The 24,923-nt window shown below is 41.2% G+C and carries 22 protein-coding genes and 1 other RNA gene; 20 read left to right on the forward strand and 3 right to left on the reverse strand.

Going from position 1 to position 24,923, the window contains the following annotated elements:
- The first annotated feature begins 14 nt into the window (after positions 1-14).
- From ACO1PF_RS08525 to ACO1PF_RS08540, 4 genes are all read left to right on the forward strand, one after another.
- Entirely contained in the window at positions 15-950 is a 936-nt protein-coding gene (locus ACO1PF_RS08525) for a 2-dehydropantoate 2-reductase (RefSeq protein WP_423188633.1), read from the forward strand.
- Positions 951-1,215: 265 nt separating this feature from the next.
- Positions 1,216-1,589: a transfer-messenger RNA gene (gene ssrA, locus ACO1PF_RS08530) on the forward strand.
- 349 nt (positions 1,590-1,938) lie between these two features.
- Positions 1,939-2,718 carry a Cof-type HAD-IIB family hydrolase gene (locus ACO1PF_RS08535; RefSeq protein ID WP_423188634.1) on the forward strand — a complete coding sequence of 260 codons (780 nt, stop codon included), beginning with the start codon at positions 1,939-1,941 and terminating at the stop codon, positions 2,716-2,718.
- A gap of 509 nt (positions 2,719-3,227) precedes the next feature.
- A complete protein-coding gene (locus tag ACO1PF_RS08540) occupies positions 3,228-3,722 on the forward strand; it encodes a metal-dependent hydrolase (protein ID WP_423188635.1) in 495 nt (164 codons plus the stop codon).
- A 106-nt stretch (positions 3,723-3,828) separates the two neighbouring features.
- Here ACO1PF_RS08540 and ACO1PF_RS08545 read toward each other — a convergent pair whose 3' ends face one another.
- Positions 3,829-4,272 carry a PH domain-containing protein gene (locus ACO1PF_RS08545; protein WP_423188636.1) on the reverse strand — a complete coding sequence of 148 codons (444 nt, stop codon included), beginning with the start codon at positions 4,270-4,272 and terminating at the stop codon, positions 3,829-3,831.
- Positions 4,273-4,366: 94 nt separating this feature from the next.
- Positions 4,367-4,732, reverse strand: coding sequence for a hypothetical protein (locus ACO1PF_RS08550; protein WP_423188637.1), 366 nt, complete (start codon positions 4,730-4,732; stop codon positions 4,367-4,369).
- Positions 4,733-5,171: 439 nt separating this feature from the next.
- Between ACO1PF_RS08550 and ACO1PF_RS08555 the strand changes: the two genes are divergently transcribed.
- From ACO1PF_RS08555 to ACO1PF_RS08595, 9 genes are all read left to right on the forward strand, one after another.
- Positions 5,172-6,395 carry a M20 metallopeptidase family protein gene (locus ACO1PF_RS08555; RefSeq protein WP_423188638.1) on the forward strand — a complete coding sequence of 408 codons (1,224 nt, stop codon included), beginning with the start codon at positions 5,172-5,174 and terminating at the stop codon, positions 6,393-6,395.
- A 20-nt stretch (positions 6,396-6,415) separates the two neighbouring features.
- On the forward strand, positions 6,416-7,603 hold the full coding sequence (locus ACO1PF_RS08560) for a M20 metallopeptidase family protein (RefSeq protein WP_423188639.1): 1,188 nt from the start codon (positions 6,416-6,418) through the stop codon (positions 7,601-7,603).
- Between the two features lie 31 nt (positions 7,604-7,634).
- Positions 7,635-8,585, forward strand: coding sequence for an ABC transporter permease (locus tag ACO1PF_RS08565; protein WP_423188640.1), 951 nt, complete (start codon positions 7,635-7,637; stop codon positions 8,583-8,585).
- A 17-nt stretch (positions 8,586-8,602) separates the two neighbouring features.
- A complete protein-coding gene (locus tag ACO1PF_RS08570) occupies positions 8,603-9,556 on the forward strand; it encodes an ABC transporter permease (protein ID WP_423188641.1) in 954 nt (317 codons plus the stop codon).
- A 121-nt stretch (positions 9,557-9,677) separates the two neighbouring features.
- The gene (locus ACO1PF_RS08575) at positions 9,678-11,363 is read left to right on the forward strand and encodes an ABC transporter substrate-binding protein (protein WP_423188642.1); all 1,686 of its coding nucleotides are present in this window, start codon (positions 9,678-9,680) and stop codon (positions 11,361-11,363) included.
- Between the two features lie 115 nt (positions 11,364-11,478).
- Positions 11,479-12,573 (forward strand): ABC transporter ATP-binding protein, encoded by a 1,095-nt coding sequence (locus ACO1PF_RS08580; RefSeq protein WP_423190533.1) that lies wholly within the window; start codon positions 11,479-11,481, stop codon positions 12,571-12,573.
- Positions 12,557-13,537, forward strand: coding sequence for an ABC transporter ATP-binding protein (locus ACO1PF_RS08585; RefSeq protein ID WP_423188643.1), 981 nt, complete (start codon positions 12,557-12,559; stop codon positions 13,535-13,537). The genes ACO1PF_RS08580 and ACO1PF_RS08585 overlap by 17 nt, the downstream gene beginning before the upstream one ends.
- Positions 13,538-13,637: 100 nt before the next feature.
- Positions 13,638-15,008 carry a M20/M25/M40 family metallo-hydrolase gene (locus tag ACO1PF_RS08590; protein WP_423188644.1) on the forward strand — a complete coding sequence of 457 codons (1,371 nt, stop codon included), beginning with the start codon at positions 13,638-13,640 and terminating at the stop codon, positions 15,006-15,008.
- A gap of 466 nt (positions 15,009-15,474) precedes the next feature.
- Positions 15,475-17,193, forward strand: a complete 1,719-nt coding sequence (locus tag ACO1PF_RS08595; RefSeq protein WP_423188645.1) for a Na/Pi cotransporter family protein — start codon at positions 15,475-15,477, stop codon at positions 17,191-17,193.
- A gap of 55 nt (positions 17,194-17,248) precedes the next feature.
- On the opposite strand, the gene ACO1PF_RS08600 is transcribed toward ACO1PF_RS08595, so the two are convergent.
- Positions 17,249-18,145: a fumarylacetoacetate hydrolase family protein gene (locus tag ACO1PF_RS08600; RefSeq protein ID WP_423188646.1), complete on the reverse strand. Its 897-nt coding sequence runs from the start codon at positions 18,143-18,145 to the stop codon at positions 17,249-17,251.
- Between the two features lie 164 nt (positions 18,146-18,309).
- On the opposite strand from ACO1PF_RS08600, the gene ACO1PF_RS08605 reads away from it, so the two are divergent.
- From ACO1PF_RS08605 to sufC, 7 genes are all read left to right on the forward strand, one after another.
- Positions 18,310-18,540: a DUF2969 family protein gene (locus ACO1PF_RS08605; RefSeq protein WP_071848667.1), complete on the forward strand. Its 231-nt coding sequence runs from the start codon at positions 18,310-18,312 to the stop codon at positions 18,538-18,540.
- A 264-nt stretch (positions 18,541-18,804) separates the two neighbouring features.
- Positions 18,805-19,851 (forward strand): YihY/virulence factor BrkB family protein, encoded by a 1,047-nt coding sequence (locus ACO1PF_RS08610; protein WP_423188647.1) that lies wholly within the window; start codon positions 18,805-18,807, stop codon positions 19,849-19,851.
- Positions 19,852-19,914: 63 nt separating this feature from the next.
- The gene (locus ACO1PF_RS08615; RefSeq protein ID WP_423188648.1) at positions 19,915-20,304 is read left to right on the forward strand and encodes an arsenate reductase family protein; all 390 of its coding nucleotides are present in this window, start codon (positions 19,915-19,917) and stop codon (positions 20,302-20,304) included.
- Between the two features lie 30 nt (positions 20,305-20,334).
- A complete protein-coding gene (locus ACO1PF_RS08620; protein WP_423188649.1) occupies positions 20,335-20,706 on the forward strand; it encodes a glycine cleavage system protein H in 372 nt (123 codons plus the stop codon).
- A gap of 796 nt (positions 20,707-21,502) precedes the next feature.
- Positions 21,503-22,297 (forward strand): SDR family NAD(P)-dependent oxidoreductase, encoded by a 795-nt coding sequence (locus ACO1PF_RS08625; RefSeq protein ID WP_423188650.1) that lies wholly within the window; start codon positions 21,503-21,505, stop codon positions 22,295-22,297.
- 171 nt (positions 22,298-22,468) lie between these two features.
- Complete coding sequence (locus tag ACO1PF_RS08630) at positions 22,469-23,914, forward strand: phospholipase D-like domain-containing protein (protein WP_423188651.1); 1,446 nt, start codon at positions 22,469-22,471, stop codon at positions 23,912-23,914.
- 233 nt (positions 23,915-24,147) lie between these two features.
- Positions 24,148-24,921 carry a Fe-S cluster assembly ATPase SufC gene (gene sufC / locus ACO1PF_RS08635; protein WP_423188652.1) on the forward strand — a complete coding sequence of 258 codons (774 nt, stop codon included), beginning with the start codon at positions 24,148-24,150 and terminating at the stop codon, positions 24,919-24,921.
- Positions 24,922-24,923: the final 2 nt, after the last annotated feature.

A 24,923-nucleotide genomic window follows, 5' to 3' on the forward strand; every position in this document is an offset into this window, starting at 1 on the left:
AGGGGATAAGATTTATGAAAATAGCAATCGCAGGATCAGGTGCACTAGGGTGCGGATTTGGCTACCATTTACAAAAAAGTGGCGAAGATGTCACATTACTAGATAATTGGGAACAGCATATCCAAAACATCTCCGATAATGGGTTAAACATCACGGTTAATGGCATTGAAGACAATCAAACAATGAAAATTTGTAAACCTAATGAGTTGAATGAAGAAATGGATGCCATTTTTGTTTTCACAAAATCAATGGGATTAAAAGCAATGATGAAAAGCATTCATCATATCATAGGAGAAAACACAAAAATCATTTGTCTGTTGAACGGCTTAGGCCATTTACAAACACTGGAAGAATTTGTACCTAAAAAGAATATCATCATGGGTACGACAGTATGGACGGCTGGCATCGATGCTCCCGGAATTACACACTTTGATGGACAAGGACCGGTTGAATTACAAAATAGTGTCCCTGAGGAAAAAGATGCGGCATTACAAATAGTCGATATTTTGAAAAGAAGTGGTTTAAACGGAGTCTATAGTGACAACGTCAATTATACGACATGGCGCAAAGCGTGTGTTAATGGTACGATGAATGCCTTGTGTGCATTGCTAGATACGACTATCGAAAAAGTTTTCGCAACTTCGACGATCGATTCAATGTTGTCAGCGATCGTGACAGAATTTGCTGCAGTAGCCAAAAAGCAAGACGGGATAAAACTTGACGTTGAAGAAACGGTTACCTATCTTAAAGCATTAGCTGAAAAAGTAGGGGCTCATTATCCTTCTATGCACCAGGACTTGGCAAATAAAAGACCGACTGAAATAGACTTTTTAAATGGCGCAGTAGCCGAAGCATCAAAACGCTTAGGTTTTGAAGCACCAAATTGTCAAAAAATCACCGATTTGATTCATGCCAAAGAAGATATTCTAGGTATTCAAACAGCGAAGTAATTAATTAAGAGTTTTAAATACGATAAAAGACACCCCTATTTCAATTAAATAGGGGTGTCTTTTTGTGTGTATTAGCTAAACTATTACTGATTAAAGTTTGTTCATTGGAATGATTGTTGGGCATTGCTTAAATGGTAATAAAAGCGAGAATACACAAGTCTTTTCTGCGATGATTACTTACAATAAGAAAGCGAACAGGCTTTCATTTTCCACAGATATATGCTATAATGCTTATAGAGTCAAATGAGACTCATTTAATCATGTCGGGGTTGTTACGGATTCGACAGGCATAGATTGAGCTCGGGTTGCGTTCCGCAGGTGACGAGACTGCGTATCAACGTCACAGTTAAATATAACTGCAAACAATAATAGTAACACATACGCTTTAGCTGCGTAACAACAGCTTCTTATAGCGTGATCCGACCGGTATCACCCATGTACTCGGTATCGGGTCCTATATGCAGTGGGGTACGCTTATTCTTTCCGTCTGGAAGACTGAGAAGAGATTATCAGACTAGCAACGCATGATGCCTGTTTTACGGCTGGTGTTTAGCGAAACTTTAAATAGTAAAGCTATGAACGTAGACGCTTGAGTGTCGATGTGCTTGGACAGGGGTTCGACTCCCCTCAACTCCATACTCTTCAAAATATAAGTCTTGTAATCGTTGGTGTGACAATTGTTATCCAACATTGCAAGGCTTATTTTTTTTGTTCAAGTCAAGTATCGTTTAAAAGATTTAAAACAATGCAAATAAACGGTATAATGGAAATGGACTGAAAAGAGTAGCCCTTTATTGTAAAGGTATGATTGGGTGTTTGAGCCTGTAATGTTTCCTGCAGCCTGATGCCATCTGTGTGCAGGTAAAAAGAACCGAAAGCCGTAATGATCGCAACTAATATCCGTCGAGTCCAGAAATAGGTAGGGAACGGGATTTTACTAGAAAAATAAGTTGATCAAGTAAATATGATTTATAAAAGGAGTATTCAAATGAAGCCAACGGCATTAGTGTTTTTTGATTTGGATGGAACATTGTTAAATAAAAAGTCAAAAGTGGATGAAGAGGTAAAAGAAGCCCTTGTTCAATTGAAAGAAAAGGGTGCAGTACCTTTCATAGCGACTGGAAGAAGCCCACTGGAAATCCAGCATGTACTGGATGATACGGTCATCGATTCGTTCATCTGCCTCAATGGACAATATATCCAATATGAAGGGGAGGAAGTATACCGAAATGTAATTCCGAAGTCACTGGTGAATCGCCTGAAACAAATGACGACTGAAAAGAAACTACCGCTTTCTCTATACAGTACGGACAAGATACGAGCTACACGCTATAGTGAAACGCTGAAATATGCCTATAACTATATCCATGAAGATCCGCCTGAAATCGATAGTGCTTTTGGCGAAAAAGAAGAGATCCTAATGATGCTCGTGCTGAATAAAGATTCTTCCCTGGATCATGAATTGATCGATGCACTCCCCGAGCTATCCTTTTACCGGAATACGCCTTACAGCATGGACACGATCACGAAAGGACATTCCAAAGCAACAGGCATTGATGCCTTACTTAAATCCATAGAAATGGAAAATGTGCCACTATACGCATTTGGAGATGGACCGAATGACATAGAGATGCTGGAACGTGCCGATTACAGCGTGGTAATGGATAATGGGACCGATGACGTAAAGGAAGCGGCCGACTACATCACCGCCTCCAATACGGATGGTGGAATCGTAGAAGGTTTGAAATACTATAAGTTGATTGATTGATAATAAAAGCAGATAAGAGGGTGGGACAAGCTTTTCTTTATTAAAAGAAACGCTTATTCCAGCCTCTTTGAGATTTTCCGCAGCATTTTATAGTGAAAAAACCTTCTCGTCTGATTGATTATATCGGATCGCGGGACTCGTTCTGTAGCTCAAGCTTGTTTAACTCGCTGCTTTACTATCCTTGTGACTGTTTTCTTCGAATAACCTGCACTGAACTGGTCTCAAAACTTGATTTGCAGCTAGTTCTGACTATTGTATTCAATTGAACTGGTTTCAATAGCCCTTTTGATACGTGTTCTAAGAACTTGCTTAAGATGAAGGGGGTCCTATATCGTTTTAGGGACTCGTTCTGCACCGATAATGAGGTCCAACTCGTTCCTTTATTGCTTTTATGCTGCAGGAAGAATTAAGCAGCTTATCACTTAACAGAGATATAAAAATGACTATAATAGACCAAAAATAATGTTCAAATCAGATTTAGTTTATCTGTTTTCTAGAAGGAGAAAAATATGCTTTACAAATCACATGTCGTTGTCACTTATGCCACAGTGCTACCGATACTTGTTTCAACCGATTCTTTAACTATCGGAAACGTCATTGCTCTGGGGATCGGTTCGCTCTTGCCAGATATCGACCACCCGAAATCCTTTATCGGCAACCGAACACGAGGCATCAGCGATGGGATGAGAATGGTCTTCGGACATAGAGGACTACTGCACTCCATAGTAGGCGTTATCTTCTTCCTGCTAGCAGCTCAGTTTATTTTGTCGTCTTTTCAGCAGCCTCTGGAATGGGCTTATTGGTTTACTGCCGGCTATATTGCTCACTTAGTTGAAGACTCCTTTTCAAAAACCGGCGTGGCATGGCTTCAGCCAGTTTATAACAAGAGGATACAATTTGGTTTTAAGCTGATATATTACAAAACTGGGAAGACAAGCGAGATGGTTCTTTTTCTAGTCGCTTGTGCCGGACTATTCTACCAGCTTGTGCTTCTTACCTCTTAATATCGTTATATATAGATACAACATTTGCTGTTAGTAGTTAGACTACTGATTCGTTATAGACAAAAAAGGGATAACCACATCGGTTATCCCTTTTTTATTAAGTAAGTTACTGATTGATGCGCTCACGGTTTTTGACGCTGATATTTCCAAGCGTCCGGTAAAGAGGTGTGGTATCGGTTTTCTTGGGGAATTCGAATTTCTGTTCTTTCAAACGTTCATTGTGTGATTTCTGATAGGCATTTTCTAAATACGTGATCGTCAACTCGCTATCATCAAAACCAGTACCGGCTGTTTCCATTTCTACATTGATGATGGAATCCAGAAAAATAGATTTGAATGATGCTTTTTTACCCGTAGCACCTTGTTTATCAACAAATAGTATGCGTAACGAAGTAAAGACAAGAGCATCGCGAATCATCTGATATCCCATTGTGATTTTCTCCTCTTTAAATAGATAATCCCCATATTCTTGCGTCAATTCGTCTGGCGATTTTTCTGAATAGTTACCCAACGCACCCTGCAGTACAGCGTTGAAATTAAATCCGGCCATGTCATCATCCTACTTCCTTTATCATTTACTTTGGTACAATGCTTCTGATAACTAAAAAAGTCCTGTCCCAACAAACTGGGACAGGACTTTGTGTTTAAGTTGCCAGGTTATTAAATTCTTTTATTTTACCATCTATTCCTTTTGGGAAATGGTGATACAACTGGGCGAGTAAGTTGGGATCACGACTTGTCATTAAGAGTAAATTGTTCACACATTTAATCAATTCATAGTGTTCATAGGTACCTTTTATAGCATCCGCATCTTTATATTGCGTTAAACCATCTAGAACTATGTGAAATTCAGTTACAAAGGATTTGAACTCTGCTCCTTTATTCAGCAGTACAGATTTCAAAGCCTGATTTTTTTCGTGAAGACTTAAAGCATATTCTTCAGGTGTCATACCTATTGATTTCGCGTGTCGTTTCAAGTCGATATAATTATTTTCAACTGTTTCGTTCATATTATCACCTCTACTTAACTGCAAGCTTTTTCTGATAAAAGTTTAGCAAGTTATTTTTATAGTATTAATTATATGATTTTATAGCGTTAAAGTAAATATTGAAAAGTGAACTCTCATAAACATAAAAAGGGTTGTTCAACGCTTTGACACTATGTGTTTGTGTAACTGAAATTTATCACACTGAATAAACTAAAGGTGGACCATTAGGGATAACAAATAACTGTTTGCCACATTTTATTCACATTTTAGTGTAAGCGCTTCGTTGCTGAAACCGACAACTATAATGAGTTATAAAAGAGAATTTGATTAGAAAACAATGATAAAAACAAAGATAAAAGCATTGACAATAGGTTTTGCAGTGTATAAACTTTAAAAAACGACACGAATTATTAAAATATTCTCATTTTCATTAGAATAATCTAATTTAGGAGTGGGTCATATGTTAATTAACCAACTAGAAGAGGAACTCAATAAATGTTATCCCGCTACGGTAAAGTGGCGCAGACATTTACATCAACATCCGGAACCATCATTTAAAGAATGGCAGACCAGAGAATATATCGCAGATAAATTGAGAGCGTTCGGTTATACAGAGGTGGAAGAAAATGTTGGGGGCGGAGGGATTGTTGCCTATTTAAGAGGAAGTAAATTGGGACCAACGATTGCTTTCCGGGCTGACTTTGATGCTTTGCGCATAGAGGAACAGACCGGTTTACCCTTTACATCAAAAAATCCGGGAATCATGCACGCTTGTGGTCACGACGGGCATACAGCGACTTTACTCAGTGTGGCTAAAGTGATGAAAGCATATGAAGATGAACTTGTAGGATCGATTAAATTTATCTTTCAACATGCAGAAGAAGTTTTACCCGGTGGCGGAAAATCGATAGTTGAAGCCGGTGTGCTGGAAGACGTGGATGCCGTTTATGGGTTGCATTTAAGATCGCCACTCGAATACGGAACAGTATCTTATTGTTCAGGGTATGCGATGGCCGCGGCTGATTTCTTCGATATTACGATACAAGGTAAAGGCGGGCACGCAGCCTATCCAAATGCTACGGTCGATTCGATCGTCGTCGCTTCATACGTAGTCAATCAGTTGCAGTCCATTATCAGTCGAAACAAAGATCCTAAAAAAGCCGGTGTTTTAACTGTTTCCACATTAAAGGCAGGAGACGGTGCGCACAATGTCATTGCAGACAAGGCTTCGATCAAAGGAACAGTAAGGACTTTTGATCCTGAATTAAGAGATTTGATCGAAGGAAAAATAAAAACCATGACAGAAAGCATCTGTTTCGCTCATGATGCTACGTGCAAGGTCAATTATACACGTGGGTATCCAGCCCTATTCAATCACGAAAAAGAAACGGCACTTATTCAGACGTTATTTGAAACGAATCGTAAAGACATGAAAGTTGAATCGATTCCTCTGCGTATGGGAGGCGAAGATTTCGCTTATTACTTGCAGGAGAAACCCGGCTCATTCTTTTTTGTCCATTCAGGAAATAAAGAAAAAGGGATCAGTTACCCCCATCATCATCCTAAATTTGATTTTGATGAACGGGCCATGTTGGTGGGAGCGAAGTGTTTCGTCGATATTATTGATCATTATTTATTAAGTGGCGTACAAGTAGCGAAAACCAAAACTGCAGCCTTAGACTAAGAGTGAAAGAAGGGTGACGAATGACTTTAGACAAATGGAGACAAGAGTTAGCAGATAACTTTCAGGAAACAGTGAAGTGGCGAAGATACCTACATGAACATCCGGAACCGTCGTTTGAAGAAGTTGAAACAGCCAAGTATATCAGTGAACAGCTAGAAACGATCGGCGTGGATGACATTCGAACGAACGTCGGAAATGGCTACGGGATTGTAGCAACGATCAAAGGGAAACACGCTGGGCCAACCGTTGCCTTACGAGCTGACTTTGACGCCTTGCGCGTGACAGAAGAAGTCGAGAGTGCATTCAAGTCCAAGGAAGAGGGCATCATGCACGCCTGTGGTCACGATGGTCATACCGCGTCATTGCTCAGTGTCGCTAAAGTGCTGGTGAATCACCGGGAGGAGCTGCACGGCAATGTCGTCTTGCTCCATCAACACGCTGAAGAAGTACTGCCTGGTGGGGCCAAATCGATGGTGGAAGATGGTGCACTGGACGGAGTCGATTATGTGTTCGGCATTCATCTCGGTGCCGAACAACCCCTGAACAAAGTCTATTACAATTACGGGTTCGGGTCAGCAAACTCTGATACCTTTTCAATGAAAGTCCAGGGTAAAGGTGGACACGGTGCTGCCCCTCACGATACTCATGATGCGTTGACTGTCGGCACGCAGATCGTCACGAATCTACAACAGATCGTGAGTCGCATGACGGATCCAGTTAAGCCGGCTGTTTTAACCTTTGCCGGCTTTCAAGCAGGTGGCGAGGCCTACAACATTATCGCTGACACGGCCGAAATAGTCGGGACAGTCAGAACGATGCATCAGGATATCCAGCAACTGATGGAATCAAAATTAAAAACAATGAGTGCCCAGATCGCGGCAGCTTATGACGCAACCGTAGAGATAGATTATACACATGGTTATCCATCCATCCAGAACACCTCTGAGGAAGTAGACAAAGTCAAAGCTGCGTTTCTAAACGCTTTTGTGGCAGAGGAAGTGGAAGAAGTGGAAGGACAAATGGGTGGTGAGGATTTCGCTTACTTCTTATTAAACAAACCGGGAGCATTTTTACGTGTCGGGGCCAAGCCTCCTGAAAAGGAAGTTGCTTATCCACATCACCATCCGAAATTTGAAATTGACGAGCAAGCGTTACTGAGATCTGGGGAGGTCTTTTTAACCATTATCGACAGCTACTTGACCAATTAAGCTATGTTTCAAGAGGAAAGAAGGGGAGAAAATGAAAAAGTATATCGGAAAGAGGTTACTCACAGCTATTCCAGTCTTGCTGATGATATCGATCGGGGCATTCATCATGATGAATCTAGCACCAGGGGATCCAACAGATCTCTATATCTCACCTGATGCAACGGCGGGTCAAATTGAAGCGACGAGAAGAGCATTGGGATTGGATCAGCCATATCCTGTTCAATACATTAGGTGGCTGGGACGTGCGCTTAGAGGCGATTTGGGGATCCATTACTCTACACGCTATCCGGTCTTACCTATTTTACTTTCTCGTATAGGACCAACGATTGTTCTGATGGGGGCAACCTTACTCTTTTCTTATTTAGTCGCGATTCCACTTGGAATATTAAGTGCTAGAAAACACGGGACCTGGGTAGACACGTTACTGACCGGGGGCGCATTTGTCGGAGTTTCCATACCGAACTTTTTCTTAGGACTTGGATTGATTTATATCTTTTCAGTCCGACTCGGCTGGTTCCCAACAGGTGGGATGTCGCAACTAGGTGAAGAGAGTAGCATATTGAGTGTGGTTCATCACCTTGTATTACCTGTAAGTGTTCTCTCAGCCTTTTATATCGCGAATATGACGCGCTACATGAGAGCGACGATGATCAAGGTATATGGAGAAAATTATATTCGAACCGCTACAGCAAAGGGTTTGACAGCTCAAGTGATCTTAACTAAGCATGGCATCAGGAATGCTCTTATTCCAGTAATTACGATTATTGGGACTGATTTGCCTAGACTGGTTGGCGGAGCCATTGTAACAGAACAGATTTTTCAATGGCCAGGTCTGGGTCGTCTGACTATTATGGCTATCCAGCAACGTGAGTATCCGATGCTGATGGCAATAACAATGTTGTCGGCAGTTGTCGTGTTATTCGCTAACTTATTTGTAGATATTATGTATGCGGTAGTCGATCCGCGTATTAAATATAATTAGAAAGGGGGGAGATAAGAATGGCACAAAATGTAGGCAATAAAAATGCAGAAGCAATGTTTCGTTTAGTAAGTACAATGGATAGAACGAATTATCCGGACACTGCTGCTGAACAGGTTGCGACAGATGGTGATAGCTACATTAAAACAGTGGCTAAACGGTTTTTTAAAAATAAAATTGCGGTAATTAGCCTCGTGATCTTTCTTATCTTACTTTCAACCGCTGTTTTCGCTAATCAAATAGCACCGCATCCACGTGATGCTTCAGTGGGTATGTTTCAGGCTGCGCCCTATGATAATTTTTATTTAGGAACGGATGATATCGGACGAGATGTTCTGACGAGACTTATCCATGGGACGCAAGTATCTATGATCGTTGGAATTGGTTCGGTTTTCGTTTACGTCATCATTGGAACGACCTTAGGTTTAGTTTCAGGCTACTTCGGGGGATTCGTCGATAGTATTATCATGCGTATAACCGAAGCCTTTATGTCTTTTCCGTTTTTTATGGTTATCTTAACGCTGGTATCATTACTAGGATCCGGTATATGGGTCGTAACGATCGTGCTTGGAACGTTGGGCTGGCCGCCGCTTTGCAGGCTAGTCAGAGGGCAAGTACTGACATTGAAAGAGCAGGATTTTGTTTTAGCAGCTGTTTCAACAGGTTATTCTGTGCCCGGTATTTTATTCATTCATATTTTACCCAATGTGCTGTCTCCGATTCTGGTAAATGCAACATTTGGGATCGCAACAGCCATATTAACAGAAGCATCATTAAGTTTCTTGGGTGTCGGTGTGCAAAAACCTCGTCCAAGTTGGGGGAATATTTTATCCGAGGCGCAGTCACTCCGAGTTTTGACTTCAGAACCTTGGAGATGGGTGCCGGCAGGTATCCTGATCTTTATCGCAGTTCTGGCCATCAATTTTATTGGAGAAGGCTTACGTGAAGCGATTGAAGGAGAAACAAAAACATGAATGGCTTTCGGGGGAAAACCATTCATGTTCCTAGCTTTATAGAAAGAAAAAATCGGTAAAAAAATCATTAAAACATATAAGCATTACCTTTAAGGTAACGACTTAAAAAGGGGAGACTAACATGTCTAAAATGAAAAGCTTATTAAAATATGGAACAGTTGTATTTGCATCATCACTCATCTTATCCGCTTGTGGTAATGGGGATGTACCTGACTTGGATGAAGATGCAACATCGGCAGAAGATGAAGGGTCAGAAGAATCGGCTGAAAGTCTTCCGGAGGTTGATGCAGGAGATGGGTCAACGCTAATGATCGGGTTGACTAATGCACCAGACAGTTTCAACCCGTTCTACCGTCCAGGTGTCGCAGGAACATGGATTCAGCGCTTTTTCTATGACAGTTTGCTGGTCATGCCGACTGCAGATAGTTTTGAACCTGGACTCGCATCATTCGAAACAGAGGATAATCAAGTCTTTACTGTAAACATCGATCCAGACGCTAATTGGTCGGACGGGGAACCTGTCTCGGCAGATGACGTGGCCTTTACACTGAATACGATTGCTGATCCGCAAGTTGAAACAACGCTCGGTACGAGTGTAGCGATGATCGAAGGAACGGATTCGTCAGGCATACGTGAAGAAGGAGCAGAAGATTTAGCTGGTGTTGAAGTCGTCGACGAAAAAACATTGACTATTACGACTAAAAGTCCAGTCGATTTAGCTTATTTGTCGGAATTCTTAGGGTTCAACGTTCTTATTGCACCAAAACATGTCTTTGAAGATATCGAAGTCGTCGATATTCCCAATTCAGAAGAGGCAACGATGCCGTCTGTTTTCAGTGGGGCATATCAGTTCGTTGAATACGACAACGATAACTACGTTCATTTAGAAGCTAATCCTGATTACTTCCGTGGTGCACCAGCAATTGAAACTGTGTATGCACGTGTAATGAATGGCACATCACTGATTACTGAATTCCAAGCTGGCAACTTACACATGACAGCTGGCGGAGGTATCGGAATGGTGCCAGTACAAGACATCGGTTTACTAGAAGATATTGAAGGGTTAGTCGTTGAAGAACACCCAAGTTTTAACGGTCAATACATGGTCATCAATAATGAGAAATTTGATAATCCAGAAGTTCGTCAAGCTTTTGCCTATGCATTAAACAGAGAGCTGACAGTTGAGAACTTACTGGGAGGACGTGGAGAAGTACTCGCTTCAACATACTCTTCTGCCAGCCCATATAAAGATGCCAGCTTAGATCCTTTGGAATATGATCCGGAATTGGCAAAAGAAATGCTTGAAGAAGCCGGTTTTGACTTTGATACCCCACTTGAATTTGTGGTACCTACAGGAAATGCCGTCAGAGAACAAAACGGTAACTTGATCGAACAATGGTTTTCAGAAATCGGTGTGACAGTTAATCTTAATAGCTATGACTTCCCAACTTGGTTATCCATGGCGCAGGATTTAGACTATGACATTGGTTTAATGGGATGGGGACATACAGTCGATCCGAACATTGCAAGTTATATCCAAACAGGTGGAGCTTCCAATAACATGGCTGTATCAGATCCAGTCGTTGACGACCTGATCGAACAAGGCATGGCAGGAACTGATTTTGATGAACGTTACCCTATCTATGCTGAACTGCAACAACATATGCAAGATGAAATGCAAATCGTACCTTTATATTCCGATTCTCAATTCAGTGTTCAAGTGGAAAACTTGAATGGTGGGATCAAGGAATACTGGGCAGGTTCACTACACGACTTGCACGAATGGACGATCGATGCGGACGAATAAGTTGGTTAATTAGAAGTTTGAGAGAGGCATACATTAAAAATGATTTTAGTGTGTGCCTCTTTTTTTACTTTACGTTTGCAGAAGAGTTTGAGCTAGAAAGGATAAGGTGAAAAAAATGGACGAAACAACCATTCTAGAAGTGAAAGACTTAGCGGTTTCTTTCCAGACATTTGAAGGCGTTGTACAAGCAGTCAGAGGTGTAGATTTTTCATTGAAAAAGGGAGAAACACTGGCCATTGTTGGCGAATCAGGAAGCGGTAAATCTGTTTCCACTAAGGCGATCAATCAGTTGCTTCCCAAAAAGAATACTCTAATTGAAAGAGGAGAGATCATATTTGAAGGAAAAGACCTGCTCAAACTTTCTGAAAAAGAAATACAGAAAATCAGAGGCAATGATATTGCGATGATCTTTCAAGATCCAATGACGTCATTGAATCCGACAATGCAGGTAGGAAAACAGATAGCTGAACCAATCATAGCCCATAAAGGTGTGAGTAAGGGAGAAGCGAAACTAAAAGCTCTTGAATTGATGGATTTAGTCGGGATTCAACATCCGGAAAGATCGTATAAAAGTTACCCGCATCAATTTTCAGGTGGGATGAGACAACGTGTCATGATCGCTATTGCACTGGCATGTGAGCCGAAAATCCTCATTGCCGATGAACCGACAACGGCGTTGGATGTGACCATTCAGGCTCAAATACTGGATTTGATGAATAATTTAAAGAAAGATCTGGACACGTCCATTATCTTTATCACACACGATTTAGGTGTCGTCGCTCAAATGGCTGACCGCGTAGCTGTTATGTATGCAGGGAAAATAGTGGAAATCGGTACGGCAGATGAAATCTTTTACAATCCGATGCATCCATACACATGGGGATTGCTTGCATCCATGCCGACATTGGATGTGGAACAGACAAGTTTGTATACTATCCCAGGCTCACCACCAAACTTGCTCCATCCGCCAGAAGGAGATGCGTTTGCTGCCCGGAATGAATATGCTTTAGGTATCGACTTTTACGAAGATCCTGAGCTGTTTAAAGTCAGCGAGACCCATTTTGCTAAAACGTGGCTTTTGCATCCGGATGCACCAGAGGTCACACCACCCGCAGAAGTGATAAGACGTAAGGAAAAATTCCATTATTTAAATTCAGAAAAGAGAATGTCTAAAACGGTGGGAGGGGAAGCTTATGGCAGCAGATATTGAAGAAAGAAAACGAATCGTTGAAATAAAAGAATACAAACAGTCTTTCAATGAAGGAAAAAAATCAGAAGTGCGTGCAGTGAAAGGTGTGAGCTTTTCAATCTATGAAGGCGAAACGTTTGGTCTCGTTGGCGAGTCGGGTAGTGGCAAGTCTACTACTGGTCGAGCCATCATCAAGCTAGGAGACATTACCGGAGGTCAAATACTTTACAAGGGTCAAGATATCAATAGCATCAAACGGAGAAAAGATTTATTGAAATTCAGGAAATCGATGCAGATGATTTTTCAAGACCCCTATGCTTCCCTAAACCCACGGTTGACGGTAAAAGAAATAATCGGGGGAGCGCTGAAGGTTCATGGCATGGAAAAAAACAGTGCTGAACGGACAAAGAGAGTGTATGAGCTGCTTGAATCGGTGGGTTTGAACAAACAGTTTGCGAATCGCTATCCAAAAGAATTTTCTGGTGGACAGTGTCAACGTGTAGGGATAGCGAGAGCTTTAGCTGTCGAACCTGATTTTATCATTGCAGATGAAGCAATCAGTGCATTGGATGTCTCTATTCAAGCGCAGGTAATAAACCTGTTAAAAGAGTTGAAAGAGAAAAACAATTTAACTTATCTCTTTATAGCTCATGACTTATCCATGGTTAAATACATCAGTGACCGCATTGGTGTGATGAATAGGGGACGCATTTTAGAAGTCTCCAATGCAGATGAACTTTATATAGCGCCGCTCCATCCGTATACAGAATCACTGTTATCAGCCATTCCAACACCAGATCCTGAAGCTGAACGGCACCGTGTCCGGACCGAATATGACCCGGGCTATCATCACTACGATAATCATAACGGAGTCGGGTTGCATGAAATAGCACCGGAACACTTTATTTACTGCCATGAAGATGAAGTGCCTTTGTACCGTAAAAAGCGACAAAAGTTACTGAAAAAGGCGAAGCAGTATGCTTGATGCCTTAAGCAGCAAAGACTACAAAGCGGCATAAACGAGGAGACACCGATAAAGGTAAACTTCTCGTTCGTGTCTTTTTTAATACATAGGAGGAGATGAAATGATGACAACAGACCATGCTGTAAAAAAAATCATCCAGGAACGTAAAGAGGAATTCTTTGATTATTTACGTTTAGCCTCGGTTTCCACCCAAAATAGAAATATCCTGCCCACGGTGAAATACGTGGAACAGATGATTCAAAAAACGGGTGGAAAAACACAAGTGTTAGACGATTGTGGTGGCAACCCGGTCGTTTACGGTTACTTTCCTGCTGGCGAAAAAGGTAACCCGGATAAAACGGTGCTGTTTTATAACCATTACGATGTACAGCCAGAAGATCCTCTAGACGAATGGGAAAGTGAACCGTTTGAACCGACTGTGAGAGACGGCAAACTTTTCTGTAGAGGTGTGGCCGACAACAAAGCTAATTTTGTTGTCCGTTTATACGCGATTCAAGCTTTGATGGCGACAGAAGACGGTTTACCATGTAACGTGAAATTTTTAGTTGAAGGCGAAGAGGAAAATGGTAGTCCCAATCTTGGTCCGTACATTAAAAAGTATGCCGATCTGTTCAATAGTGACGGCTGCATCTGGGAATTCGGCGGCAAAGACGAGGAAGAAAATTTCGTTATCCAAACAGGTGTTAAAGGTATGGCTTATTTTGATCTGCTAGTCGAGAGTGCAAATGTTGATATTCACTCGTCACTTGGAGCGGTCATCGATAATGCTGCCTGGAGATTAACACACGCCTTAGCAAGCTTGAAAAACAAAGAGAATCAGGTGCTGGTCGATGGTTTTTACGATAACATCGAAGAGCCTACTGAATACGCGCGCGCAGTCGTTAACCAACAGAAAGTAAACAGTGAGAAGATGACGAAAATATATGGATTAAAGCATCCTTTTATCACGAAAGATCTGGACTGGTCAACGGAAGAAGCCTTAACTTTTTATCCGACGATGACGATCAGTGGACTGTTGTCGGGGTACACAGATGAGGGGACAAAAACAGTTTTACCAAGAAAGGCTTCCGCAAAACTGGATTGCCGCTTGGTCCCGGGTCAAGATCCCATGTACATTGAGCAAGTCATCAGGAAACATTTGGATAAAGAGGGGTTTCAGGATGTCGAACTGTTCTTACTCAAAGGGCTAAAGGCATTCCGTTCAGACTTGGAAAGTCCATTTGTTCAGACAGTCAAAAAAGCGGCTGAGAAAGTCTACGGAAAAGAGTCAGAAGTGGTCTTGTCACCCACGAATGCTGGATCAGGTCCAATGGCTTATTTTGGAGAATACTTAAATGTTCCTGTTGCGAGCAGTGGTTGTGGGTTTGCAGAATCAAAAGCGCATGGTCCCAACGAAGCGATAAGGTTGAAAGATTTCGAAGATGGCGCATTACACATGGTTCAATTTCTTAAAGATTTTCAAACAGCTTAAACAGAGCAAATGCTCTGTTTTTTTTGTCAAAAAAAATTTAATAGGCAGCTTTGTAGACGGAAGAATTTGGAAAAGTAAATTTTGTTACAAAAATGTGAACAAGAGGTAAATGAAATGGAGAAATAATTGACTGATAATGAACAATTCGTCAAGGAATGAAAACGTATTACATTTAATTTTTCTGTTCAATTACGAATGCTAACGCGGTTTTTTATATATTAGTTCGCTTTTGAATGATTAGTGACGGAGGCACCGGCTGATAGCGCTTTCTTTATCTTGTGATTCCTTGAAATCAATCAGTCGTTTACATTAAAATATTCTCAGACAAGAAAAACATATTTTTTTTGTCTGAGATAACATTTATGATAGAAGTATAGTGTCTGAAATGGGCTAAGCAAGAACTGCTTTATTCAGGTAGTTGTTTCAGCATTTATATTACTGAGATTATAAAATGGAGGGTTTCGCGTTGGATATACAAGAAATGCTATTTATGTTTATCGGTGGATTAGGTATTTTCCTGTTTGGATTGAAATATTTGGGAGATGGCCTGCAAAAATCTGCTGGAGATAGTTTGCGTACGATTCTAAATACAATGACAGCTACACCAGTTCGTGCAATTATTGCAGGGATAGTGGTTACAGTGCTGATGCAGACGAGCACAGGGACGACGGTATTAGCCGTAGGACTTGTTAGTGCTGGATTTATGAAGCTCAAGCAAGCCATTGGTGTCATCATGGGTGCAAATATCGGAACAACGGTGACAGCGTTTATCATCGGGATCGATATCGGTGCTTATGCATTGCCGGTCATGGGAATCGGCGCCTTTTTACTGTTTTTCTTTAAACGAATATCGATCAATAATATTGGACAGATCCTGTTTGGTTTCGGTGGTTTGTTCTTCGGTCTGGAACTCATGGGGGATGCCATGTATCCGCTGAGAGACTTTCAGGCTTTCCAGGACGGGATGGTCAGTTTATCAGGGAATCCTATTCTTGGAGTAGGTGTGGGGACCGTCTTTACCTGGCTCGTTCAAAGTTCCAGTGGGAGTATCGGAATCTTACAAGAGTTATATTCACAAGACCAAATTGCACTTGCTGGTGCGCTACCTGTATTATTCGGTAATAACATTGGTACCACAGTGACCGCCTTTCTGGCTGCCATAGGTGCTAGCGTTGCTGCTAAACGTACAGCCGCTTCACATATCATTTTCAATTTAGTAGGGACCTTTGCTGTTCTTCTGGTCCTAGGACCGTTTACGTCCTTGATCATCGCGATCACACCTATATTTAACTTGAGTCCGGCAATGCAGATAGCCTTTGCGCACGGATTGTTCAACATCACTAACGTGTTGATTCAAATGTGGTTTATCAATCAACTGGCAGATTTAGTAACAAAAATCATTCCTGGTGATGACGCCCTTATTGAATACGATTCTTCACATTTAGATTTTTCTATTATCACAACCGTACCCGCCATTGCTTTGAACCAGGCAAAACTTGAAGTTCAGCAAATGGGTGAGTTTGTTTTGGAAGAATATAAAGAAATGTTTAAGTATTACAAGAACCAAGATGAAACGAGCCGATCCAACTCCTTGCAGCTTGAAGAGGTCGTAAATGATATCGATATGCGTCTGACTGAATACTTGATGCTAATTTCGGTAGAAGACCTTCCACTGAAAAGTTCGACGGAACATGCAGAGCTGGTAGATATCACTAAGTATCTGGAACGTATCGGTGACCACAGTGAGAATATATTAAATAACATCAAAGAAGCCGCACGGGCTCAGAAAAAAATAGCGAAAAAAAGCAATAAAGAACCAGAAAAAATCTTTTACGATGAAGATTTGATTGCGTTGTTCGGTCTAGTGGAACAAAACATTTCAGATGCCGTCGCTTCCTATACACAAGATAGTTATTCACTTGCGGGTAGAGTGATTAAACGTGAGAAAGAAGTCAACCGTTTAGAAGAAGATATCCGTAAGAAATATATCGATCGCTTGAACCGAGGAACCGGACTACCATCCGATGGGATACTGTTCGTTGATATCGTTTCAAACCTGGAAAGAATGTCTGATCATTCAGCTAAAATTGCCAAGCATTCATTAGGTATCAGATATCCTTTCCAACAAGATATAAGAAGACCGCGTCACACACGCAAAGTAGAAGAAGCAACTAAAATTAATTAAAAACGAAAAAAGAGGAAACGACTGAAATGAGTCGTTTCCTCTTTTTCTATGCTTTCTACACGAAGGTATTCGTCAAGGTGCCGAGCGATTCGATCGTAATTTCAATATTATCTCCAGTCTTTAACCAGTCCTGTTGCTCTTTTGGCTTTTCCAGGATAACTCCCGTCGGTGTACCGGTAAAGATCAAGTCTCCAGGTTTTAAAGTCATAAATTGAGAGGCTTGACTCACCAGTTTATTCACATCAAACAACATGTCTTTGGTGGAACTATTTTGAACGATTTTTCCATTACGTTTAGTTTGAATCGTTAAGTCCTGACAGTCACGTATCTCGTCTTTAGTAACTAAGGCGGGACCCACAGGTGCAAAATAGTCCATTGTTTTTCCAATCAACCACTGAGAAGATTCAAATTGGAAATTCCGCTCAGAGAGATCATTACCAATGGTGTACCCGAGTATGGCTTCACCGGCTTCTTTCTCGCGCACGCTGTTCACGCTCTTACCTATAACGATAACAAGTTCAGCTTCATAATCAACGTGTTCGGCATTAGCTGAAAGAGGTATTTTCTGTTTATGTGCGGCTAGAGCATTGGAAAATTTACTGAAAAAGATGGGATCTGTTGGAACTTCTCCATCTGTTGCTTTTATGTGTTCAACGTAATTCATCCCTACGCAAAGGATCTTCTCGGGATTTTTTATTAGAGGCAAGTATATGATCTCTGCCGTGGGTATCAAATAGTCTTTCAAGTTTAGATGTAGGTCGTGTGCTTTGTTTAAGGTATCTTGAATTTGCTTTAATCCGTCGCCACTATGCTCGATTAGATCTTCCATCGTTTGAGGGAGAGAAGTGTTTAAATGTCGAGCTAGGCGTAGGATATCTAGTATATCGGTTTCCATTTCAAGTCCTATTTTTTCAGTTGGTTTATCGTGTGCTCGATAACGAACAAGTCTCATAATATAACCCCTTTTTTGTTTGTTGCTATACTTAGAAGTATAAGTAAAACGACAGCAATAACAAAAAATAGCGCTTGTGATTATTTAGAATAGTAATATTGCGTCTTGCTCAAAGGGTTTGTTTTTAGTACACTTATGGGACAGAAGAAAGTGGAGGAATTCATATGGCAAAAAGAAACAAGCAAATCGAAGTAGAAATCAACGAAACTAAAAATAATACGGATGCGTTTACTGAATTGGAACTCGTCGTTAAGAAAAAAGTGATCGGTACCTTGCAACAAGAAGGTGACAGTCTCGTAGGTGTGGAATTCAAGTCAGGCAAAAAAAGAACAGCCCAATCTATCGATGAAGGCGTCCAAATGATTATTGAAGAATACAACTTACATGACGAATAAATAGTTTTTAAATTCAATACAAAAATAGTACGCTTGTTTTGGTAAAAATCAAAATAGGCGTACTTTTTATGTTCAATTATCGAATCAGATAATCCGTTTTCGTGCTTTTTAAGGACTGTCAGCGCTAGTCGGCTATTTATTCACTTGTTTACCAAGTGTGAGTTCTATATAAATCCAATACTTGATAGTGCTTCTCGATAGGGATGAAACACCGAATTATGCTATGATTGATAAAAGAAGAAATTTGAAAGAAGGTGTGTAATAGTGGAAAAAGTCGAACAATTTGAAGAGAAGATTCCGCGAAAAGATAAACTCGTGCGTTTCATCAAAATCGCTCAATCAAACTGGGAGAGAGGAACAATAAATCAAAGTGCTGCCGAAATGGCCTATTTTTTACTTTTATCTTTGTTTCCTATTTTACTGGTTTTAGCGAATATTATTCCGTTATTACCGATCAATTCGGATGAAATATTGAATATCGCACAAGATTTTGTGCCACAGGATATATATAATGTACTGGAACCGGTCATTTTGAATTACCTGGAAAGTGGAAGTGGAGGTGCGATTTCCTTTGGTTTGTTAGCCGCACTCTGGTCAGCGAGTCGTGTGATCACCATTTTAAGACGTGTATTGGATGATGTCTACGGTTCCACGCAAACCAGTAATTTTATCATAGGCCGGATAATCTCACTTATAACGATGGTTGCAATAATCCTTGTCATTGGCATGGCAATATTTGCTTTTGTCTTTGGTGAACAGATATTAGAGTTCGCACAAGAAACGATAGGCATAACAATTCCATTCATTCAACAATTCTTATTATTACGATGGGTTGTACTGATCGTCATTTTGTTTCTGGTCTTTTTAATCGTTTTCTGGTTTGTACCCAATCATCATTTAACGTTCAAGTATTCTTACCCAGGCGCCATTTTTGCCACACTCGGCTGGGTAGCGTTGACAGAAGGATTTTCTATCATCTTGAACTTTGCCGGTGGAGATGCCGTAGCGAACGCCACATTCGGAGCATTCATTGCGCTGATGGTATTCTTGTATCTGTCGAGTTTGATCTTGCTTTTTGGCGCACTTATCAATGCAATGATTTTTGAATGGAAAAATTATATTTCAGTTCCTGAATATGAAGCGAAAAAACGCAATGAAAAACGCCTGCAAGATTCAGATTGGAAAGGTTATCCAAGTGAATCTGAAACAATCTTACTGAAACGCAAGCTCTACAAAGTAGGTAAATTGAAAGAGGGCGAAGTGAAAGAATGGGAAAAGAAAAACCCGGATATTAATACGGGCAACCGATGATTCTGATGGAGAGTGAGTGCCTGACTGCCTCACTCTTTTATTTTTGTTCAAAAGTAGTCTATAATGATAAAGGCACACGATAGATCACAGGGAGGAATACATTTGGAATTTTATTGTCATCCACGGTGCAGCACATGCAAAAAGGCACAGAAGTGGTTAGATGAACACAACATTTCATATACTTTTAAAAATTTACTGGAGACATCTCCATCCAAAGAAACATGGATACAGATCCTGTCAAAATCGGACCGGACGATAAAATACTTTTTCAACACAAGCGGAAATGTCTACAGAGAAAACAACTTGAAAGAGAAAGTACCCAATATGAGTATCGAAGAAGCGGCTGAGTGGCTCTCTTCAAACGGCATGGTGGTCAAACGTCCGTTGGCGATGGACGGAGATAAACTGACGGTCGGCTATAAAGAAGAAACCTATAACCAAACTTGGCTATAGTCAAGTGCATACAGCAAAGGAGAAATGATAATGACAGTTAAATATCACAACAATGGTATCTGGATAGAAAAAATGAATGAAACGGATTACCGTATCGGTTTATCAGAAAAAGGCCAGGACGATGTGGGTGAAGTCATGTTTGTGGAAATCACTGAAAACGATGGCAAGCTCGAGCAGGGGGAGGCTTTTTTAAACGTTGAAGGTGCCAAAGCGGTCACCGAGATCACGCTGCCGTTCTCTGCAAGCGTCAAAGAGACGCATAAAGAACTGGAAGATGAACCTGCGTTATTAAATAAGGAAGATAAAGCTGAGAACTGGATCATCACAGTAACTGGAGTGGATGCCAGTGTCTGGGAATCACTGGATACGGATTTGGCATTCGACAAGGAAGCTGAAGCTTAAATAATATAATAGGTAAAGAGCAGAGAAATCTGCTCTTTTTTTATATAATTAAGTGCACTTAATTAAAGCCCGATTGGCATCACTCAAATATGATTTTCACCTCAGTACGTCGAATAGGGGCAGTCTTAGGTAGACTCCAGTAGAAAAGCCGTTGAGCTTGCCGAACTTGGCACCACTCACCGGATTTTTAGGTTGAGCCTGCCGAACTTGGCGCTACTTGGCACCACTCACTGAGATTTTACGTTGAGTATGCCGAACTTGGCGCTACTTAGCACCACTCACCGGATTTTTAAGTTGAGCCTGCCGAACTTGGTACTACTTGGCACCACTCACCAGATTTTTAGGTTGAGTATGCCGAACTTGGCGCTACTTAGCACCACTCACCGGATTTTTAGGTTGAGCCTGCCGAACTTGGCGCTACTTGGCACCACTCACCAGATTTTTACGTTGAGCCTGCCGAACTTGGCGCTACTTGGCACCACTCACTGAGAATTTTTAGGTTGAGCTTGCTGAACTTGGTAATGCTTTTGATGCAGTCCAAATAATGGGCACAGTAAACTATAATATAATTATAAATCTAAAATGTTTTCATAATGAATGAATAGGCGAGCCCGCCTATTCAAGACATATTGAGATTACCCAGTCAGTCATTTCCTTGAGCAAGACGAATCTATCAAATGTTGACACTTAAACAAAGAAAGCGATTAAATCATTATCATATACAGCTGAAAAAATCTATGATATATACTTTTTCTATAGTATAATTGAAGCGAATACATAATGAGGAGGAATAACAATGAAAGTTAACGATAAAACATTAGTCGTCACGGGTGGCGGTTCGGGTATGGGAAGGGAACTTGTCAGGGAACTATTACATAGAGGTGCACGGGTAGCCACTTTGGACATAAACGAAGAGTCTTTGCTTGAGACGGCGCGTCTGGCATCGGATCATAAAGAACAGATCTCCACACATGTTATCGATATCACTGACAAAGCTGCGATCGAAGCGTTAGTCGATGAAGTGAAGCAGTTTCATGGCAGTGTTGACGGAATCATCAATAACGCCGGAGTTATTCAGCCGTTTATCAACGTTAACGACTTGGGTTATGACAAAATTGAACAGGTCATGAATATCAATTTTTATGGGACTCTGTATATGGTGAAAAGTTTCTTGCCTGAATTGTTGAAACGTCCGGAAGGGCACATTCTTAATATTTCGAGTATGGGAGGTTTCTTACCAGTTCCGGGACAATCCGTTTATGGGGCATCCAAAGCAGCTGTCAAACTGATGACCGAAGGATTGCACTCGGAACTCCTGGATACCAATGTAGGAGTGACGGTTGCCTTCCCGGGTGCGGTCAAAACAAACATCATGGCAAATTCTCAAGTTGTACGCGAATCTAAAGCAGGCGATTCAGGTAAAGAGCATAAATTGACCAGTGCCTCAGATGCTGCGAAAATGATGATCGATGCCATCGAAGCCAACCAATACCGGGTCATGGTTGGGAATGATGCAAAAATGATGGATCGCCTGTATCGTCTTATGCCTAAAAAAGCAGCGGCGATCATCGCCGATAAATTGAAAAGTTAGGTCGGTCTGTGAATCCATCCGACACACACGAATATAAAGGTTGTTACACATCCTTATGTAGCGAGGTGTAACAACCTTTTATATTTTAATTGAAACTGAAATTTTTGATGTTATTATCAATGAATTAAGGTAAACTGATAAAAAGAAAAGTTGGAGAAATGTGGGGAAAAGATGAATCAAGTGGATTTAAGTCGGAAATTAGTGAATTGGTTATGGAAAACAGCAGCAGTGTATTTACTTTATGTTTTAGTTACGGGAATCATTTGGCCAGTAATCAGTCCGACACCGGAAAAGATCGACGTGCAGCCTGGATTTGTTGAAACATCAGAAAAGGTTGCTTTGCTAGAATATGGCATCGAAGCGTTTGGGGCACGGATGGATATCATTGACGGGGCTGAAGATACAATTGATGTCGCTTACTTTTATATGAAAGAAGGGGAAAGTGTTGATCTGTTTTATGCCTATATATTAGCTGCGGCCAATCGAGGCGTGAAGGTCCGTTATATTTTGGACGGCGTTTTTCACGGGGTAAGAGGTGAAGACAGGGATGTCATGCATGCCTTCAACGAACACCCGAACATTGAATTTAAACTTCACGAACCTATCAGTTCAGTCTTTTATGCACCGTGGAGGATCAATAATCGCCTGCATGATAAATTACTTCTTGTGGATAATAAATACTCAGTGAGTGGCGGACGAAACGTCAGCGATTTATACTATGAACGGACCAGTTCTGATATGGCGTATTCCTTTGACCGAGATATTTTTATGATGAAAACAGAAGCAGATGAAGCGGGAGTTATAGATCAGATGGGTGACTATTATACCGAGTTATTCAATAGTGATTACGCGGTCGACCAAACGAATTGGTCTACTTTTGACTGGAGCGGGGATAAAGCGGAGGAGAAAATGGCTGAACTGGAAGGCGTTTACCTTGACTATAAGAAAGAACGTGAAGATAGAGAGCCGCTGACCTCGATTGAAACGTGGGAAGCAAAAGCCGTAGACATCGACCAGGGTTACTACGTGCACAACGAACTGTCGCGCGGGTTCAAACAACCGTTCGTCTGGAGCCATCTACTTACCTTAGCTAGTCAAGCTGAAGAGCATTTATATGTTCAAAGCCCGTGGATAGTGCCGAACAGTCAGATGCGGGCAGATATAGAAGCAACAGATTTCCAGGCTTCAGAGGGGCTGATGTTAACGAATGGCATGTCGACCGGCAACAATATAGGCGGTCAGGCAGGAACGGAAAACAGGAAATCGGTCTTTATTGATTCCTTTATGGATTACTACGAATACCAGCCGAAAGAATCGACCCTGCACACGAAAACATGGGTGTTCGATAAGCAGATCAGTGCCATCGGTTCCTTTAACCTTGATGCCAGGAGCAGTTACTTGAGCACCGAATCAATGGTCATACTGGACAGTGAAGCATTAGCCGAACAACTGCTGGCTGAAGCAGAAGAAAGTTATCTGGAAAAAAGCGCACAAGTCTATCCCGATGATTCAGAATCAAACGGAGAAAAAACAAAAGGACAAAACCCGACTTGGCAGATGCGGGCAATGATGCCGATACTGAGATCCTTTGCGTGGTTACTTGAAGATCTGCTTTAAACTGTATGCAAAAAATGATAGAAAGTGACTGACCGTCGATTAAATCGAACAGTCACTTTCTTTTTTTACTCGGATTTTCCAAACAATAATTTATATAAACTGGTATTCAGGCAGAATCAGGAGATATAATGATATTATAAGGTAAATAGGAAGAATAACTTGAATATCATTCTCAATTAGACTAAAATAATAGAAGTAAGCAAAAAAAATCAAGTAGAAAAGGAAGGCACATAATGGCAGTTTTAGAAATCAAGAACCTACATGTATCCATTGAAGATAAAGAAATTCTAAAAGGCGTCAATTTAATCATGAAGACAGGCGAGATCCACGCAATCATGGGACCAAACGGAACAGGGAAATCAACGCTCTCAGCCGCAATCATGGGGCATCCGAAGTATGAAGTCACAGAAGGTGAGGTCTTGCTTGACGGCGAAAATATTCTGGAAATGGAAGTCGACGAACGTGCCCGTGCCGGACTGTTTTTAGCTGTACAATACCCCAGTGAAATTGCGGGGATATCCAACGCAGAATTTATGCGTGCTGCCATCAACTCACGCCGAGACGATGACAACAAAATGGGCGTTATGGAATTCCTTAAAAGATTAGATAAAAAAATGGCACTACTAGATATGCCGGAAGAGATGGCCGAACGTTATTTGAATGAAGGCTTCTCTGGTGGAGAGAAAAAACGTAATGAGATTTTACAATTGATGATGATCGAACCCACCTTTGCGATTTTAGATGAAATCGACTCAGGACTCGATATCGATGCCCTGCAAGTCGTTTCAAAAGGAATCAATGAAATGCGCGGCGAAGGCTTCGGTTCACTGATCATCACGCACTACCAACGCTTGCTCAACTACATCACACCAGACATTGTTCACATCATGATGGATGGACGTGTAGTGAAAACTGGCGGCGCTGATTTAGCGAAAGATCTGGAAGCAGAAGGATACAAAGGACTAATGGAAGAACTAGGACTAGACATCGAAATTGAAGAAGACTAAGT

This window comes from Alkalibacterium sp. f15 (assembly GCF_049389645.1).
Classification (GTDB): domain Bacteria; phylum Bacillota; class Bacilli; order Lactobacillales; family Carnobacteriaceae_A; genus Alkalibacterium.

Coding starts and splice junctions, on each gene's coding strand:
- ACO1PF_RS08555 (WP_423188638.1), top strand. CDS start 5,172: ATGTTAATTAACCAACTAGAAGAGGAACTCAATAAATGTTATCCCGCT.
- ACO1PF_RS08605 (WP_071848667.1), top strand. CDS start 18,310: ATGGCAAAAAGAAACAAGCAAATCGAAGTAGAAATCAACGAAACTAAA.
- ACO1PF_RS08600 (WP_423188646.1), bottom strand. CDS start 18,145: ATGAGACTTGTTCGTTATCGAGCACACGATAAACCAACTGAAAAAATA.
- ACO1PF_RS08525 (WP_423188633.1), top strand. CDS start 15: ATGAAAATAGCAATCGCAGGATCAGGTGCACTAGGGTGCGGATTTGGC.
- ACO1PF_RS08565 (WP_423188640.1), top strand. CDS start 7,635: ATGAAAAAGTATATCGGAAAGAGGTTACTCACAGCTATTCCAGTCTTG.
- ACO1PF_RS08570 (WP_423188641.1), top strand. CDS start 8,603: ATGGCACAAAATGTAGGCAATAAAAATGCAGAAGCAATGTTTCGTTTA.
- ACO1PF_RS08630 (WP_423188651.1), top strand. CDS start 22,469: ATGAATCAAGTGGATTTAAGTCGGAAATTAGTGAATTGGTTATGGAAA.
- ACO1PF_RS08535 (WP_423188634.1), top strand. CDS start 1,939: ATGAAGCCAACGGCATTAGTGTTTTTTGATTTGGATGGAACATTGTTA.
- ACO1PF_RS08560 (WP_423188639.1), top strand. CDS start 6,416: ATGACTTTAGACAAATGGAGACAAGAGTTAGCAGATAACTTTCAGGAA.
- ACO1PF_RS08540 (WP_423188635.1), top strand. CDS start 3,228: ATGCTTTACAAATCACATGTCGTTGTCACTTATGCCACAGTGCTACCG.
- ACO1PF_RS08590 (WP_423188644.1), top strand. CDS start 13,638: ATGATGACAACAGACCATGCTGTAAAAAAAATCATCCAGGAACGTAAA.
- ACO1PF_RS08620 (WP_423188649.1), top strand. CDS start 20,335: ATGACAGTTAAATATCACAACAATGGTATCTGGATAGAAAAAATGAAT.
- ACO1PF_RS08545 (WP_423188636.1), bottom strand. CDS start 4,272: ATGGCCGGATTTAATTTCAACGCTGTACTGCAGGGTGCGTTGGGTAAC.
- ACO1PF_RS08625 (WP_423188650.1), top strand. CDS start 21,503: ATGAAAGTTAACGATAAAACATTAGTCGTCACGGGTGGCGGTTCGGGT.
- ACO1PF_RS08550 (WP_423188637.1), bottom strand. CDS start 4,732: ATGAACGAAACAGTTGAAAATAATTATATCGACTTGAAACGACACGCG.
- ACO1PF_RS08575 (WP_423188642.1), top strand. CDS start 9,678: ATGTCTAAAATGAAAAGCTTATTAAAATATGGAACAGTTGTATTTGCA.
- ACO1PF_RS08615 (WP_423188648.1), top strand. CDS start 19,915: ATGATAAAGGCACACGATAGATCACAGGGAGGAATACATTTGGAATTT.
- ACO1PF_RS08585 (WP_423188643.1), top strand. CDS start 12,557: ATGGCAGCAGATATTGAAGAAAGAAAACGAATCGTTGAAATAAAAGAA.
- sufC (WP_423188652.1), top strand. CDS start 24,148: ATGGCAGTTTTAGAAATCAAGAACCTACATGTATCCATTGAAGATAAA.
- ACO1PF_RS08580 (WP_423190533.1), top strand. CDS start 11,479: ATGGACGAAACAACCATTCTAGAAGTGAAAGACTTAGCGGTTTCTTTC.